Origin of the sequence: Segatella buccae ATCC 33574 (genome assembly GCF_000184945.1) — a bacterium.
GTDB classification, from domain to species: Bacteria; Bacteroidota; Bacteroidia; order Bacteroidales; family Bacteroidaceae; genus Prevotella; species Prevotella buccae.
Genome location: NZ_GL586311.1, coordinates 2,448,853 through 2,465,583, shown reverse-complemented (window position 1 = coordinate 2,465,583; position 16,731 = coordinate 2,448,853). Strand labels below are relative to the sequence as shown.

Genomic DNA, 16,731 nt, shown 5'->3' with positions numbered 1-16,731 from the left:
GCAAACTCTGCTTTTCGTGGGGTGTCGTAATCTAACCTAAATATTTCATCAGTATTTTTACATTGCCTGATTCGCGCAATTTGGTGATGCTCTTTTCGCGGATTTGTCTCACTCGTTCACGGGTGAGTCCAAGTTGGTCACCTATTTCTTCGAGCCCTTTCTCCTGACAGCCGATGCCGAAGCATTCGCGGATAATGATTTGTTCGCGCTCTTTCAGTACACGGTCAAGCACACTGTTCAGTTCCATGGCCATGCTGTCGTGATCCACCTGCCGGTCGGTGCGACTGTCATCACTGCCGGCCATCACATCTACCATCGAATTGTCTTCCCCCTCTTGAAATGGTGCATCAATGCTCACGTGATGGCCGTCAGCCATCATACTTTGCTGTATCTTTTCTTCGTCGATATGTGTGCGGTCACTCAGCTCTTGTACGCTTGGCCGACGGTGATGCTCCTGTTCGAAGCGGTTTATCTCGTGATTCACCTTATTGAGTGATCCTACTTGATTGAGAGGCAACCGCACAATGCGACTTTGTTCGGCGATGGCTTGCAGAATACTCTGTCTAATCCACCACACAGCGTAGGAAATGAACTTGAAACCGCGGGTCTCATCAAATTTCTCGGCAGCTTTTATCAATCCAATGTTGCCTTCATCAATGAGGTCGGTGAGCGTGAGGCCTTGATGCTGATATTGCTTGGCCACCGACACCACAAAGCGCAGATTGGCCGTCACCAGCTTTTCTTTCGCGCGTTCGGCATCTCGCCCCCCACGCTTGATAGCTTGAGCCAGTTCTATTTCTTCCTCGATGGTAACCATAGGCGCACGACCTATCTCCACCAGATACTTGTCCAATGCCTCACTTGCCCGGTTGGTGATACTCTTCTGTATCTTCAGTTGTCTCATACGTCGTCAGCCCGATGTTTATATGATAAGTGATTGATTATCAGCTTCCTAAAATGAAATAATGAGGAAGCACTGCAAATATAGTAAAAATAAGGACACGTTGTTCGTGTTTAACAATAATTATAGTTAAACTTGCTTAAAACAAAAAGCGATGGTACATGTAATTCGATTGCTTGTACCATCGCCTTTGTCATTGGGTAGAGCGGGTGAATGTATTAAATTCGGCTTCGTAGCCGTTGAATACATTTACATCCACTTCGCCGTGTATGCCCCTTACGCGACCATCCGGACAGAGTTGCCAGAAGCGCATACGCACATCTGGTTTGTATTCCCCATAGCGGGCTATCCACACCTCATAGTCTCTTTTCACGTCGGGTGCCAAATCAAGGTAGCGGTTCACAAACATCTGACTGATGTAGAGGATGGGGCGCACGCCCGTTTTCCGCTTCACAACTTTCAGCCAAGCTCTCACTTCCCGCCAAAGCACGGCTGCTCCTCCCATCCCCTTAATTTGCCTTGGCGAAGGTTCCACATCAAGCACCGGTGGGAGGTCGCCTTTTCTTATCCGTGCATGGCGGAGGAAAAAGGCGGCTTGTGCCGCTCCTCCCGTTCGGATGGAAAAGAAATGATAGGCGCCGACATGCAGACCGGAAGCACGGGCAGCCCTATGGTCGGCCGCATAATATTTATTGTGGACAGTGGTTCCCTCCGTACACTTGATGTAGCAGAAACTCACATGGTAGTTCACCCCTCCCTTGGTGCGTTTGCGGCTGATGCCTCCCAAGTGAGTGATGCACAGTTTGTCCCAGTGTATGGGGTAGCGTTTGCGCCCTTTCTCGTGTTGATATTTGGATATGTCGATGCCATAGATGCGCTCCGAGGTGTGGAGCACCCTCTCCCCACGGAACAGGTCGTTGCGCCATTCGCCCACCCGCATGGCTTGGGTGTTGCTCAGTCTGAATCCGAAGCCGTTTCGTCGGCCTGCTTTCCAATGCCCTTCAAAATAGGTTCCGTCATTGCCTATGTGTACTCCGTGTCCTTCTGGTCGAAAAAGCTTGTCCACACTGCCTATGTAGACACCTGCCGAATCCGGACGGTGGCGCCATGTGATGGGCCGTCTGATGTTGTGTCCGGCAAGTCGGGCTATGTGGGCAGCGACACTTTTAGGATAACTGGTCACCCCGTCGGGTTTCTGCCGGCTTTCTGTCTGCAAAATCAGGCAATGGTCATCCCGCAGTGTGTCTGTCACCGTGCAGGTCTCCCACTTTTCAGTTGTCTTCTTGCCGGGAAGCGCCACCCGATAGTCGGTGTGGTAGGTGATGGCCACTCGGTCGGTTGGTTTCACACATTGCAAGGTGTCGAGCAGGTGTCGCAACGAGTCGAGCCGCTTGCGTTCTTGGAAAGAAAAGCGGGAAATGGTCTCGTAACCCTCATCGATAACCGAGTGTACGCGTCGGTAGTAGGCCAATTCATCTACCTTGAAGCTAAGATGCCTGATGTCTTTTTTCAGCGAATCGATTTTCTGTGCGAGCACTTTTTTTATATCGCGCCCTGCGTATCGGTGGGCATTCAGGCTGTCATCGACTGAGACAGTGAGCCGCCCCTCACAAGAGGGGACAAGTGCCAGCCGATCGGTCCATACGGCGGCAAGCCTACTTTGGTCGGTTCCGAAGCGCAGCAGGGGCTGTTCGTCCACTTCCAGTTGGTAGTAGCCGGTGCGCATCACCTGTGTCATGGCCCTTTGAATGCCGGCTTTAGAAGCTGTGTGGCAGTAAAGTGCCCAACCGATAAGTCCCGCCACCGTGGCGGCTGCCACTATGGCAAGGGCCGTTCGTGCGGGGCGGGAACGATGTGTGTTGAATGGTCGAATCATTCAGTCGTTAAATCTTGTCGAGCGCTTGTCTAAGGTCATTGATAATGTCGTCGATGTCTTCGAGACCTACTGATAGCCGGATAAGGTCGGGTGCGATGCCGGCTTGGCGCAGTTGTTCTTCGCTCAACTGCCGGTGGGTGTGGCTGGCGGGGTGGAGCACACAGGTGCGTGCATCGGCCACGTGAGTCACAATATTAATCATCTCCAACGAGTCCATAAACCGGATGGCCGTCTCACGGTCGCCTTTCAGTCCGAAGGCCATCACGCCACACGACCCTTGGGGAAGATATTTTTGGGCACGGGCATGATCGGCGTCACCTTCCAGATCGCTGTAGTGTACCCATGCCACCCGCGGGTCGGCTGCCAGAAACTCGGCCACAGCCTGTGCATTCTCGCAGTGTCGGGCCATGCGCAGGTGGAGTGTCTGCAGGCCGAGGTTGAGGATAAATGAATTCATGGGAGCGGGAATAGACCCCAAGTCGCGCATGAGTTGTGCCACGAGTTTGGTGATGTACCCCAATTTCCCGAAGTTTTTGACGTATGTGAGTCCGTGATAGCTCTCGTCCGGAGTGCAGAGCCCGGGATATTTGTCCGCATGGGCCATCCAGTCGAACTTGCCGCTGTCCACCACCACACCGCCCACTTGTGAGGCTGTGCCGTCCATATACTTGGTGGTGCTGTGGGTCACGATGTCGGCTCCCCATTCAAAGGGGCGGCAGTTGATGGGTGTGGCAAAGGTGTTGTCCACGATGAGGGGTACACCATTGCGGTGGGCAATGTGTGCAAACTTCTCGATGTCGAGCACCGCACAACCGGGATTGGAGATTGTTTCACCGAAAAGGGCCTTGGTGTTGGGACGGAAGGCACGCTGTATTTCCTCCTCGCCGGCCTCGGGATTGACGAAAGTACACTCGATGCCGAGTTTCTTCATGGTCACGCCGAAGAGGTTGAATGTGCCACCGTAGATTTCTGTGGAGGCCACAATGTGGTCGCCGGCCTCACAGATGTTGAACACGGCATAGAAGTTGGCTGCTTGTCCGCTGCTCGTGAGCATGGCACCGACTCCACCTTCGAGCTGCGCTATCTTGAGAGCCACGGCATCATTGGTGGGATTTTGCAGGCGGGTGTAGAAGTAGCCTTCTTTCTTCAAGTCGAAAAGCATGGCCATTTCTTCACTATTGTCATACTTGAATGTGGTGCTTTGGATGATGGGCACCTCGATCGGTTCCCCGTTTTTAGGCTTGTAGCCACCCTGTACGCAGAGCGTAGCCGGTTTCAGTTGCTTTGTCATATTCTGTCTGTTGTGATTGTTGAATACTTGATTGCAAAGGTAGACATTTTTACTTGAAAACGTTCGGGCGGCTTCCTAAACTTCACATATTTTCAGCCCTTATAGACGATTTGTTTGTTGATACCGGCTATTTTTACTACTTTTGTAGAAAAAGAGACGAGAATATCAATTCTGTTGACGATGAAACGACTATTCCTTATGTTCGCTATGACGGTCGTGACTGCCACGCTTGCTGCACAAACCGGCAATATACTCACCGACCGCATCATTGAACAACTGCATCTATATCCACAGGAGAAGACCTATATCCATGCCGATGCTGCCGATTATGCACCCGGCGACCGGGTGTGGCTGAAAGTCTATGTGGTGAAAGCCTTGAGCCACGAGCCGGTCGATGAGAGCCGTTACGCCTATGTGGAGTTGCTCGACCCGGCCGGCAACTTGGTCACCCGCATCCGCATCATGGGGCGTGAAGGACTTTATGCCGGCTATGTGGACATCCCTTCTTCAGCAGTTGCCGGCCGCTACCGCTTGCGGTCGTACACCCGTTTGTCGGCGGCCCTTCCCCGTTATGACAGTTGGATTCCGCTTTATATAGGTGGACGGAAAGGCAGCGACCGCCATACCGACTCAACCTTTGCCGATACGACATCACTCTCGGGTGCTGATACCGCCGGGGCATTGACTTATGAACGGCGTGACCATCGCATCATTGTGAGAACTTCCCTTCCCGGCGACTCCCTTTTCCTTATGGCCCATTGCCGGGCCTATCCTTTCTTCCTGGGTCCTATTGCGGCCCAAAGACCTGTCTCCTTGCTGCGCGACTCCATTCCGCAAGGTGTCGTGTCGCTGCTGTTGGTTGGCCCTCACGGCCATATCCTTGCCGAGCGGTTGTTACTTTCGGCCAACGACCGTGAGCGTTTGCGCCTTCATGTTGTGAGGCAGGAGGCCGCCGCAACTTCTGCCGACAGTGTGGTGCTCCGCTTGCAGGCCGTCGGTTTGCATGAAGGGGAGCGTGCCGACATCTCCGTCTCGGTCACCTCGTCGGTTGTGGCACGCCGGCATCGGCCTTCCTCAATATTGGCACACCTCTTTTTAAGTACTGATGTGGCGGGTGGACTCGAAGCCCCCGAAAATTATTACGAGCATCTTCCGCTGGCCGACCGTCTGCTCGCTTCCGGCCATTGGAGTCGTTACGACTTTTCGCGCGTGTTTTCCGGCCATTTTGTCAAAGTGCCTGTGACGGTTGAGTCTTCCCGGACCATCACCGGGCGTGTGCGCAGTTTTCTCCGCCATCGGGCTGTGCCCAATGCGCCGGTGAGTTTGATCTCTCCGCAGATAGGCATTGCAGCTTCCACTGTTTCCGATGCCCAAGGCTGTTTTTCTTTTTCCGGCATGGACTTCCCCGAGGGCACGGAATATGTGCTTCGGGCGGTCAAGCCCGAAGGTAGTGAACTCGTTGAACTGGTGGTAGACGAGCCCGACTATCCGCCTTTCAATGCCCCGGTGGGCAAAATGGGTGAGGAGGAGGCCGAGGAGATACCGTCCGATGCCCCACAGTCTGCGGCAGTCGACGATGGCATCATGCTCGACGATGTGGAGGTGGTCACCCGCCGGCTCAGTTCGCAGAGCCGCAGCGATGCATACGCCCGTGCTGCCGACTTCTCTTTCGGTCAAAAAGAAATCCGCGAGATCGATGCCACCTGTCTTCACGAATTGTTGCGTAGAGTGCCGGGAGTGTTTGTGCGCGAGAACAAATGTTATATTCGAGCCACCACAACCATCTATGGCGACAATCCGGCGGCTATCGTGCTCGACGGTGTTTTTCTTGAAAATGATTACGACCTCGACATCATCCGGATGCAGGATGTGGCCCGCGTGGATGTTTTCAAGACCGGCACTACCGCCATTTGGGGCACGCGTGGGGGCAGTGGGGTGATTTCCATCACGACCAAGACCGGCAATTACACCTCCCAGGCTGCCGAACATCTCAACCAGAAGAAGATAGTTCCGTTGGGCTATCAGAAACCTGTGAAATTTTCAGCCGGCCTCGGCATCAGGAAAACGCTTTATTGGAATCCCAATGTCGTGAGTGACAGGCTCTCTTTCAGTCTTGGCAACACCTCGGGACCCTGCCGCATGGTGGTGGAGGGGGTGACAAGCGAAGGGCGTCTGATACATGAGGAAGTGACGCTCGATGCCCGGCGTGATGCTAAATAACCTTTACAAAAACGCCCTCGTGAAGATTCTTCAAATAGAGAGGAAAACCGGTGCCGAGAGGGTGAAAAAGCACACCGATTTTCCCATTTGGGTTCTTCGGGCCCGTGAAAGGGCCACACTTGGAAGCCAAAAGGGCCCCGGTTGCATCGCAACCGGGGCCCTTTTGCAAGCTCTTTTGGGCTTCTTCAAGCCTATTTATGGGCTTTGAAATGTGTTAATAATATTCAAACAGTTGATTGTCAGCAGTTTAAAAACATTGCTCAAAATCGCTTATTTTCGTCCATCCGGTTGCTTGTTGGAAATATCGCACGTACGGAGGCCGAAAAACAACAAATGGTTTGACAAAATCAATCGGTCGCTTATTTGCCGAATGGGAAAAGTCCGTAGAGCTCGGCATCTATCTGGTCGGTGATTTTCTTGAAATCCCGCACGTCGTTCTCAAAATTCACCGTGTCACCATCCACGATGATGAGTTGGCCCTTGTAGTCCTTGATCCAATTTTCATATCGCTGATTGAGCCCGTTGAGGTAGTCAATGCGGATAGACTTTTCAAACTCGCGACCGCGCTTCTGTATGTGCCCGACGAGGGTGGGGATAGACGAACGGATATAAATCATCAGGTCGGGCAGTTTCACGAGCGAAATCATCAGTTCGAAGAGATCACTGTAGTTGGCGAAGTCGCGGTCGCTCATCATGCCCATTTCATGGAGATTGGGGGCGAAGATGCGGGCATCCTCAAAGATGGTGCGGTCTTGAATCACGGTGTCGTTGCGTCGTGAAATCTCCACAACATCGCGAAACCTCTTGTTGAGAAAGTAGATTTGCAGATTGAACGACCATCGGTTCATATCCTTATAGTAATCCTCCAGGTAAGGGTTGTTGTCTACCGGCTCAAACTGCGGATCCCATCCGTAGCGTTTGGCGAGCATCTTGGTGAGCGTAGTCTTTCCGCTACCGATATTTCCTGCTATAGCTATGTGCATAAGATTATGGTTGTTTTTTGTTTTTGCTTGTCAGAACAGCCCGAAGAGCTGTGCGTCTATACGGTCGATGATGGTTCCAAAGTCTTTGGGATTGTGTTGGAAATCCATGTTGTCCACATCCACTACGAGTAGCTTTCCATCATATTTATGGTAGAGAAAATCCTCATATCGCTCATTGAGTCCTTCGAGATATTCGATGGGGATTTTCTGTTCATAGTCGCGGCCGCGCCGTTGTATGTTTTCTACCAAATGGGGAACCGAAGCTCTGAGGTAAATCATCAATTCGGGATATTTCACCACCTCAAGCATGTCTTCAAACAGCTCCATATAGGTTTCGAAGTCGCGATCGGACAGATTGCCCTGCTCCTTGTTGTTGGCCACAAACACGTAGACCCCTTCGTATATCGAGCGGTCTTGTATCACTGTGTGGTCGGTTTTGGCTATTTTGAGCAAATCCTTAAACCGCTCTTTCAGGAAGAATACCTCCATGTTGAACGACCAGCGCGGAATGTCCCTGTAATAGTCTTCAAGGTAGGGGTTGAAATCCACTTGCTCAAATCTCGGTTCCCACCCGTAGTGGCGGGCCAGAAGCGTGGTGAGTGTGGTTTTTCCGCTACCGATATTTCCTGCTATGGCTATGTGCATGACGTTGTTGTTTCGTTATAGTCCCTCTTTGTCAAATTGCTGCAAAGGTAGTAAATTTCCACCGAAGTCCGTGCATAACCTTTATATAATTTTGAGGGGAAGGGTAGGGAAGTGCTTTCAGCTTTCAAGTGTGGCTCTTTCACAAACTCAAAAAGCTCAAATAAGAAAGGCGGAAAGCTTTTCCGGTGGTTTAAGGCTAATCTCCCATTCCGGTCGGAGAATTTAAGTGGATGTGTTTTTGTTAATTTTATTCGCCATCATCCGGTGTCAGAGTTTGACGGAGGAAATGTCCACCAGATTGTTGACGATGGCATAAATGGTCAAACCGGCGGGAGAATGTATTTGCAACTTCTTGGCAATGTTGCGGCGATGGGTGATGACGGTATTGATGGATATGCACAGATGGTCGGCGATTTCCTTGTTGGTCATTCCCTGCACCAAGCTCACGATGACATCTTTCTCCCTGTCGCTCAACATGTCTTCGGCATTGGGATTTTGATTGATCATGTTGGAGATTTTCACGCTGACATCATTCTGCTTCGACTTGGCCTCCAAACGCCTGATTACCGGTATAAAGATGTGATCCTCCACCTGGGCGTGCATGTTCAGCCAGTCTTCATTATTATAAATATTGTATAGCGTAGCACTCAACTGATTGTTGTGAAGGCCGTCGGAAGGAAGATACTTGATGATGATGTTTCTCAATTCCCTCACCTTTTGGTCGGTCTGGCCGTGGTGCTTGGAGAATGTTTCAATGTCGTAGGTGGAAGAGACTTCTCCATCCAACAGGCGCTGCACGTATGGGAAAACCATCTTCTCTTCATACTTCATGTGATTGGTGATGCTATGGGCATACTCGTCGTAGAGGCGGAGGATGAGACGTGCGAGATTATCATTCTCGTCTAACGCCGCCACCAACTGCTTGCGGATGAACGGCAACTGGAAGTCGAGATAATATTCATGCGATGCCCGAAGATACTGAAGCAGTGTGGGGATAGATAACTTGTCAGAGTCATTAAGATCGCGAAAGCCGTTGGTGGTGAAGTTTACCACGGCCAAAAAAGTATAAGTGTCGACATTCTGCTCCTCACAAACCTCCCGGACAGTCTTGTCGCCAAAACCAAGATTGATGCCAAAACACCCAAGATTCTGGAGAATATTGTAGTTGTCGCTTATGATGGAGATCATCTGATCGTCCGCCTCATACATTTTTTGATTTTTCATCTCTCACATTAAAATGGCGTCATCACACCGCAAAAAACAGTGTTTTGACAAATTCACAACGTTGCGGATGCAAAAATAATCATTATTTACGAAATACACAATCATCATTTATAGGTATTTTATCACAAGACGCAAAAAGTTTTTTTATTCTTTCATTCTCTTGCCATCTTCTTGTGGAAAGCATGAAACAATAAGAGATTTTTAGCCTCGATTTCTTAAAATATGTTCTTTGCAACGTTATAAAGTTAATAAATCTTAATGGAGGGGGGTAGATTTGTTAAAAGTGATAGAATCTAAAAATAAAAACTACCTTTGCAATCGATTAAGCCAATGAGAAGCTGACATTGTACCGATATGCAATGCGTGTTAAAATTGAAGGAACCGGCGACAAGCGTGCAACGCGTATGAGAGAGGGTTAAAATTGAGGAATCATTTGATAGGCACAACACCCGAAAATAACAACTTATGATGTTGAGACATTAGACGACTGCTCACATATATCATATAGACGACAAAGTTTAGCTTTTCTAAGAACTGATAAGAACAAGAACCTCTGTAGGCCTTTCGGCCTCAAAGCCTGGAGATGGAGCATTGGAGCAGACGACTCCAACTCGTCTCCACGGCTTTCGGTTAAATTCCGGCATATTCCCGCACGGTCAAAACCGTGCAGGGGCATGATTTCTAAGAACAATATCAACTTTTAATTAAATAAGAAAACATGAGACGATTATTTTTGTTTGCATTGTGCCTGCTGGCCGTAGGGTTGGCAAAGGCAAAGCTACAGGTGTCTACGGAGAGTGACGGCACCGTGGTGTTGACGCTGCAAAGCAGTGGAGATCTTGCCAATGAGTTTACCTATAAAGACTATGCCAAGTATCAGGCTTCGGACTTTCTCCAACCGTATCTTAATGCCACTAAAATCAAGGTAGTAACTGCCAATGGAGTTAAAATGTCTAATGACGATGTTGACCGTTTATGCGGTATGACAGAGGAAGAAAATAATTTTCCGAAGGTGAACAAACTTGATATGGAGTTTGCTGCAGTTCAAAATGACAGTAAATTGACAAACTTAGGTTTTATGGATAATTTGAAAACGATTATTTATCCTCGTACTACGACTGTCATTCCAAACATGAATTATAAGAACTGTAAGATAGAAAATGTAATTATACCTAATAATGTGTCGCGCAGTGTGACTATTTCAACCCAGGTTTTTGGAAATTCTATTAAGACCCTTGTGCTAGGAGATGTTGATCCTAATGGTACGAGTAAGATAGAGCAACAAGCATTTCTTAATTGCAACAATCTCACATCTGTAGACTTTGGCTTTGGCTGGAAGACCATCGGTCGCCAAGCTTTTATGGACTGCACGGCATTGAAAGAAATAACTCTACCGGAAGGTTTGGAGAAAATTGAATATGGTGCGTTTTCCGGAGCGGCAATCGAAGCTATACGTTTACCCAACACATTAAAAAAGATAGAAGGAACGGCATTTAGATGCCATCATTTGAAAAGCATCACTATTCCAGCCAGTGTAGAACACATTGAGGGACAAGCCTTTCAAGAAAATTATGAATTGACAGATGTATATGTATTAGGGAAAAACACAAAGGCTGACAATCAAGCTTTTGACGAGGCTGCTGTTACTCAATTTACATATAGCAATCCAAGTGGCATCTCCCCTGTAACCCGTGCCCAATATACTCGTGGTGTCGGTGGTAAACCTATTGCCATGCTCCACTACCCTGAGGAAGCAAAAGATAAGTATGTGAATCCAAGCTCGAATGGGGTCGGCGGTTACACTCAAAATGTTATGTCTGTAACCGGAGATACATGGCCGACATTGGAAAATGGCAAATATTCTGTTTGTACCGGCGACTATGCCGGATGGAACAACTTTGTATTGACTACTAAAACAAATTCAGAGGAGATTTGGACCGACGACAAGCGAGTTGATGATAAATGGTACACCATGTGTTTGCCATTTGCCATGACTAGAGTGCAACTGGAAAGTGCATACGGCGCAAAGGTGGAAGTGGTAGAGTTTTCGGGCGTTGAGGTAACAAAAAATACAGCTACCAATGATAAGTTTATTAAGCTGAAGTTTAAGAAACAAGTGGAGAGCACTGTTGCCCATTGTCCATATATGATTCATCCCGCCCTCCACGCAGGTACAACTACGGGTGTGGTAAACACCATTGTCGGCATCAAAAAAGAGGCAGAAGAGCAATCCAAGCTTGATGCAATGCAGAAGACTTTTACAGAAGATGGGGTGACATATACATTTATCGGCAACTACACGGCAGGTAAGAATCTGCCCCAATACACCTATTATTACTATTCGGGAAAAGACGAAAGTATTTATAAAAACGGTTTCTACAAATGGGTAAATGCCACTGGGGGCACATGGACTCGTTACACAGCCTGCGTGCTGCTCGACAAGGACAATGGGGCCAATGCCAAAGCGGTGACGATATCCTATGAGGATCCTGACAACACTGTGACAGGCATTGAGTCTCCGACTGTGGTACCGGCTACACCAAGCAATCTGTCGGTCGGTAAGGTGATGAACCTTAACGGGCAGGTGGTGCGCATGAGCAGTACAAGCCTTGTTGGATTACCCAAAGGCATCTATATCGTGAATGGAAAGAAAATCGCAGTACATTAAAAATAAAAACAAAAATCATGGAAAGAAAGAAGATATATATGGCTCCCGTAACTGATACTGTGCTGGTGATGGTTGAAAAATTTATTTGCCAAAGTGAAACAAAAGATAGTGCAAGTATTGGGGGCAATGGAAGCCCTAATGAACAGAATCAAGATGAAATCCTCCCCGGAGGCCCGGGAGTTTCCGGTGCCAAAAACAACAATATATGGTCGGACTGGGAAGACGACTAACAAATATTTTTTGAAATGGATTCGTGAGAATCGTAGCATTTGAGATTTGATTTATACTTAATTTGTCAAGCCGGAGCGTGTCGAGAGATACACTCCGGTTTCTTGTACACCTTAATATATGGATGAAACGGCATTAAATCTGAATAAAATAAAGGAGAAGTTTTCCTTTTTCAGAAGATAGTTTCCGTGTTTGATGCTTTTTAACTAACTTTGCACTCTCGAAAAGACAGTTGGTATTTTATTGTGTTATAACATGGTTATGGATAATATTGATAAAAAGAAAGAGTTGCAAGAGTGCAAAAGTGAGCAGTGCACGATAGAGGCACGAAAGATGCTTCGTCGCAAACTCGACCTGTTGCTGCGAACGGGAGAACTGTTGGTGGAGAGTTCGGCCGATACGAGCCGGATATTACGCAACATGAAGCGTTGTGCAGCCTATCTGGGATTGCCTGAAGATTCGCTCCATATTCACGTCACCTACAATATGTTGCAAGTGAATCTCAGTGACGAGGAACACTCTTTCTCCAAGTTTCAGCGGTGTGACAAGCATGGCATCAACATGACAACCATTCAGGACATCAGTAAACTCACATGGGAAGCCATCAGTCAAGACTATTCTCTCGAGAAATACAGCGAAGAACTTGAACGCATCGCCACGGCCAAACGCTCTTACAGCGAGTGGATGGTGGCCATCTGCGCCGGTTTTGCCTGCGGTGGCTTCTGCATTCAGTTCGGCGGCGACTGGCCCGCTTTCTTTTATGCCTCCATTGCAGCCATTTTGGGCAACCGCTTCCGCATGTACCTCAACCACCTCGGTTCCAATGTGTTCTTCAATATCGCAGTGGCGGCTTTCGTTTCTACCTTAATCGCATGGCTCACAGCCCAAATCTCCACACCGGCGGCGATGGCTTTCATTCCCAAAATCCTTCAACCGCTCCTGATCTCCACCACCCCTTGGCATCCGATGATGGCCTGTGCCCTCTTCATCGTGCCGGGTGTGCCGCTTATCAACTTTGTGAGCGACATGCTCGACAACCATATTGAGGTGGGACTCGTCAGGGCTACCAACACACTGCTCATGATCTTTGCCATGTCTTTTGGCATAGCCTTGGCCATCAAGTGTTTCGGTATCGACAGTTTTGTGCATGAATTGAGCATGACCCCTCATCACAAATTTTGGGAGTATGCCCTTGCAGCGGCTGTCTCGTCGATGGGATTTGCCACCATCTTCAACGTGCCCAAGCGGCTCATGCCGTGGATCGCCATTGGCGGTATCATTGCCGTATGTTCCCGCAATTTCATCAATCTCGGGCCTGCCAATGGCAATATCGGTCTCGGCATGGGTCCCATCGTGGGCACGCTCTGCGGCACGGCCATTGTCAGTATCATCAATATCAAGGTGGTGCATCTGCTCCATACTCCCCACCAGTGCATCACCATCCCTATCGGTATCCCTATGGTTCCGGGCGTATTGATGTATCGCGCGCTCTACGGTATCATCAACATGCAGGGCGTGGTGGGTGAAGTGACCTTTGCCACCCATAATGCCATCAACGGTTCGCTGCTCATCATCATGATTGCCATTGGTGTAGCCATCCCCAACGTCTTTGCCCGCAAGTGGATAGCCCCCAATCGCAAGAAGAAGTTGGCCCGGCTCATCGAAGAACGGAAAGCCAGAGGCAAATTTATCGATCTGCACGAATTTTCCGTATAGCGTAAAGACCAAATACCGCTGCCGGCAAATGGCAGGGGGGACATAAATAGAAAAGGTGACACTTTTGTCAGTCGACTCGTGCCATAATTGTCAAATGACAGTTTTGGCACGGTTTTCGTATAGAATGGGGTGTACGCAATAAAAACGACAACTTAAATACATATAATTATGAACATCAAACCATTAGCAGACAGAGTGCTGGTACTTCCTGCACCGGCCGAAGAAAAAGTAGGTGGAATCATCATCCCTGACACAGCAAAGGAAAAACCGCAACGCGGCAAGGTTGTAGCTACAGGTAAAGGTACTAAAGACGAAGAGATGCTCTTGAAAGAGGGCGACATCGTGCTTTATGGCAAGTATGCCGGTACTGAACTTGAGTTCGGCGGCGAGAAATATCTCATGATGCGTCAGAGCGATGTGCTCGCAGTGGTAGAGGAATAATAAAAGTAGATTACTGTTTTTCAATTCTTAAATTTAAAAAGATATGGCAAAAGATATTAAGTTTGATACAGATGCACGCGATCTCTTGAAGAAGGGGGTCGATCAGTTGGCTAACGCCGTTAAGGTAACGCTTGGCCCGAAAGGCCGCAATGTGGTTTTGGAAAAGAAGTTCGGTGCTCCGCAGATCACCAAGGACGGTGTGACCGTGGCCAAGGAAATCGAACTGGAAGACAAGTTTGAGAATACCGGTGCGCAGCTGGTGAAGAGTGTGGCATCGAAGACCGGCGACGATGCCGGCGACGGTACCACTACGGCCACCATTCTCACGCAGGCTATCGTGAATGAAGGTCTGAAGAATGTGACTGCCGGTGCCAACCCCATGGACTTGAAGCGCGGTATCGACAAGGCTGTCGCTGCTGTCGTTGACTATATCAAGTCTCATGCCGAACTCGTAGATCACAACTACGACAAGATAGAGCAGGTGGCCACCGTGAGTGCCAACAACGATCCGGAAATCGGCAAGCTGCTCGCCGATGCCATGCGCAAAGTCTCCAAAGACGGTGTCATCACCATCGAGGAGAGCAAGAGCCGCGACACCAATATCGGTGTGGTGGAAGGTATGCAGTTCGACCGCGGTTATCTTTCGGGCTATTTCGTGACCGATGCTGAGAAGATGGAATGCGTGATGGACAATCCTTACATCCTTATCTATGACAAGAAGATTTCCAATCTCAAGGACTTCCTGCCTATCCTTCAGCCTGCTGCCGAGAGCGGTCGTCCGTTGCTCGTCATCGCCGAAGATGTAGACTCTGAGGCACTGACCACACTGGTTGTCAACCGTCTGCGTGGCGGATTGAAGATCTGTGCTGTCAAGGCTCCCGGTTTCGGTGACCGTCGCAAGGCCATGCTTGAAGACATTGCCGTGCTCACCGGTGGTGTTGTCATCAGTGAAGACAAGGGCTTGAAGCTTGAACAAGCTACACTTGAGATGATGGGGTCTGCCGACAAGGTAACGGTCAGCAAGGACAATACGACCATTGTCAACGGTGCCGGGCAGAAAGAGAATATCGCCGATCGCGTGGCTCAAATCAAAAACGAAATAGAAAACACCAAGAGCTCTTACGACAAGGAGAAGCTTCAGGAGCGTTTGGCTAAGTTGGCTGGTGGTGTAGCCGTGCTTTACGTTGGTGCTAACTCCGAAGTGGAGATGAAAGAGAAGAAAGATCGCGTAGACGATGCTCTTTGCGCTACACGTGCAGCCATTGAGGAAGGTGTCGTTGCCGGTGGTGGTACGACTTACATCCGTGCCCTCGAAGCCCTCAAGGATCTGAAGGGTGAGAATCAGGACGAGCAGACTGGTATCAACATTGTGGAGCGCGCCATCGAGGAACCCTTGCGCCAGATTGTGGACAATGCCGGTGGCGAAGGTTCCGTGGTGGTGAACAAGGTGCGTGAGGGTGAAGGTGACTTTGGATACAACGCTCGCAAAGACATCTATGAGGACTTGCGCAAGGCCGGTATCATCGACCCCGCCAAGGTGGCCCGTGTGGCTTTGGAGAACGCAGCATCCATCGCAGGCTTGTTCCTCACCACAGAATGTCTCATTGTGGATAAACCCGAGGAGAAGCCTGCTATGCCGGTTGGTCAACCGGGTATGGGCGGCATGATGTAATTCCTCTTACAGCTTTTCCATAAGCGAGAAATACGAACAAGAGGGTGTGTCCAAATAGGCACACCCTCTTTTTTCCTTTCTCTATTATACTTTTTTGTTTCCTCCCTTACGCTGCAGCTTTTGTCTCATTTCTTCCACAATAATTCTAACAAAGCCATGAAAGCGTGTAAATGGCATGTGCAAGGTCTGTCAGGGGGGCGTTCTGAGCATAACCCGAAGTCGGCAACAGTGGTGGAGGAGGGAAGAAGCGGTAATAGCGGTGAAGAGAAGGAATCATAAAAAGGATTATTGCTGTCTGGTAAATCTTTTGCCGCACAGCATATTACAAAGACTTTGGCTTATATGACAAAAGTGTGCTTAAAATCCTTGTAACTCGCTAATAGTCATTATCTTTGTTCTATTTATATTTTATGGCAAAAAATCTGCTTTTATTGTGGCTCGAAATCGACTATAAAGCGTGGCCGTCTCAATGGTAGTCAACGCTGGTATTGTAAGTCCTGTAAGAGGACTTTTGTTGGACATAAGCGACTCACTAATGCTATGGTTAACATCCGTTATTCTAAAGGTAATCTTACTATCAAAGATCTTTCAGAAGAATACGGAGTATCAACCAGGACTATTTATCGGAAGCTTACCAAATCTTATAAAAAAGAACTGCCCGGCCTTCTCATTCGTCCGGTAGTGGTTCTAATGGATGTTACATATTGGGGACGTAATTTTGGTGTTGTTATTATGAAGGATTCTTTGTCCGGTAACGTGCTTTGGTATAAGTTTATCAACAGGCATGAACGGCTTGAAGATTACAAAGAGGGCATAACCCACTTGGATTCACTTGGATATACAATTCAAGCCGTTGTATGCGATGG

13 protein-coding genes are annotated in these 16,731 nt (G+C 48.8%); 7 read left to right on the top strand and 6 right to left on the bottom strand.

Going from position 1 to position 16,731, the window contains the following annotated elements; genetic code table 11:
- Positions 1–31 precede the first annotated feature (31 nt).
- The 3 genes from HMPREF6485_RS09715 to HMPREF6485_RS09705 all read right to left on the bottom strand — a co-directional run bounded on the left by HMPREF6485_RS09715 (position 32) and on the right by HMPREF6485_RS09705 (position 4,068).
- Positions 32–904 carry a sigma-70 family RNA polymerase sigma factor gene (locus tag HMPREF6485_RS09715; protein ID WP_004342285.1) on the bottom strand — a complete coding sequence of 291 codons (873 nt, stop codon included), beginning with the start codon at positions 902–904 and terminating at the stop codon, positions 32–34.
- Positions 905–1,094: 190 nt separating this feature from the next.
- Positions 1,095–2,777, bottom strand: a complete 1,683-nt coding sequence (locus tag HMPREF6485_RS09710) for a glycoside hydrolase family 25 protein (RefSeq protein WP_004346239.1) — start codon at positions 2,775–2,777, stop codon at positions 1,095–1,097.
- Positions 2,778–2,784: 7 nt separating this feature from the next.
- On the bottom strand, positions 2,785–4,068 hold the full coding sequence (locus tag HMPREF6485_RS09705; RefSeq protein ID WP_004346238.1) for an O-acetylhomoserine aminocarboxypropyltransferase/cysteine synthase family protein: 1,284 nt from the start codon (positions 4,066–4,068) through the stop codon (positions 2,785–2,787).
- 180 nt (positions 4,069–4,248) lie between these two features.
- Here HMPREF6485_RS09705 and HMPREF6485_RS09700 point away from each other — a divergent pair, with 180 nt between their 5' ends.
- On the top strand, positions 4,249–6,288 hold the full coding sequence (locus HMPREF6485_RS09700; protein ID WP_004346237.1) for a carboxypeptidase-like regulatory domain-containing protein: 2,040 nt from the start codon (positions 4,249–4,251) through the stop codon (positions 6,286–6,288).
- A 359-nt stretch (positions 6,289–6,647) separates the two neighbouring features.
- Here HMPREF6485_RS09700 and HMPREF6485_RS09690 read toward each other — a convergent pair whose 3' ends face one another.
- From HMPREF6485_RS09690 to HMPREF6485_RS09680, 3 genes are all read right to left on the bottom strand, one after another.
- Positions 6,648–7,271 carry a deoxynucleoside kinase gene (locus HMPREF6485_RS09690; RefSeq protein ID WP_004342280.1) on the bottom strand — a complete coding sequence of 208 codons (624 nt, stop codon included), beginning with the start codon at positions 7,269–7,271 and terminating at the stop codon, positions 6,648–6,650.
- Positions 7,272–7,301: 30 nt separating this feature from the next.
- The gene (locus tag HMPREF6485_RS09685) at positions 7,302–7,916 is read right to left on the bottom strand and encodes a deoxynucleoside kinase (RefSeq protein WP_004346235.1); all 615 of its coding nucleotides are present in this window, start codon (positions 7,914–7,916) and stop codon (positions 7,302–7,304) included.
- Positions 7,917–8,183: 267 nt separating this feature from the next.
- Positions 8,184–9,140: a LuxR C-terminal-related transcriptional regulator gene (locus HMPREF6485_RS09680; RefSeq protein ID WP_004346234.1), complete on the bottom strand. Its 957-nt coding sequence runs from the start codon at positions 9,138–9,140 to the stop codon at positions 8,184–8,186.
- A gap of 718 nt (positions 9,141–9,858) precedes the next feature.
- Between HMPREF6485_RS09680 and HMPREF6485_RS09675 the strand changes: the two genes are divergently transcribed.
- The 6 genes from HMPREF6485_RS09675 to HMPREF6485_RS09650 all read left to right on the top strand — a co-directional run.
- Complete coding sequence (locus tag HMPREF6485_RS09675; RefSeq protein ID WP_004346232.1) at positions 9,859–11,808, top strand: leucine-rich repeat domain-containing protein; 1,950 nt, start codon at positions 9,859–9,861, stop codon at positions 11,806–11,808.
- Positions 11,809–11,825: 17 nt separating this feature from the next.
- Entirely contained in the window at positions 11,826–12,038 is a 213-nt protein-coding gene (locus tag HMPREF6485_RS09670) for a hypothetical protein (RefSeq protein WP_004346231.1), read from the top strand.
- Positions 12,039–12,369: 331 nt separating this feature from the next.
- Entirely contained in the window at positions 12,370–13,752 is a 1,383-nt protein-coding gene (locus HMPREF6485_RS09665; protein ID WP_004342269.1) for a threonine/serine exporter family protein, read from the top strand.
- A 168-nt stretch (positions 13,753–13,920) separates the two neighbouring features.
- The gene (locus tag HMPREF6485_RS09660) at positions 13,921–14,193 is read left to right on the top strand and encodes a co-chaperone GroES (protein ID WP_004346229.1); all 273 of its coding nucleotides are present in this window, start codon (positions 13,921–13,923) and stop codon (positions 14,191–14,193) included.
- Between the two features lie 43 nt (positions 14,194–14,236).
- Positions 14,237–15,865 (top strand): chaperonin GroEL, encoded by a 1,629-nt coding sequence (gene groL, locus HMPREF6485_RS09655; protein ID WP_004346228.1) that lies wholly within the window; start codon positions 14,237–14,239, stop codon positions 15,863–15,865.
- 399 nt (positions 15,866–16,264) lie between these two features.
- A partial coding sequence (locus HMPREF6485_RS09650) for an IS1/IS1595 family N-terminal zinc-binding domain-containing protein (RefSeq protein WP_456154111.1) occupies positions 16,265–16,731 on the top strand: 467 nt, incomplete at its 3' end.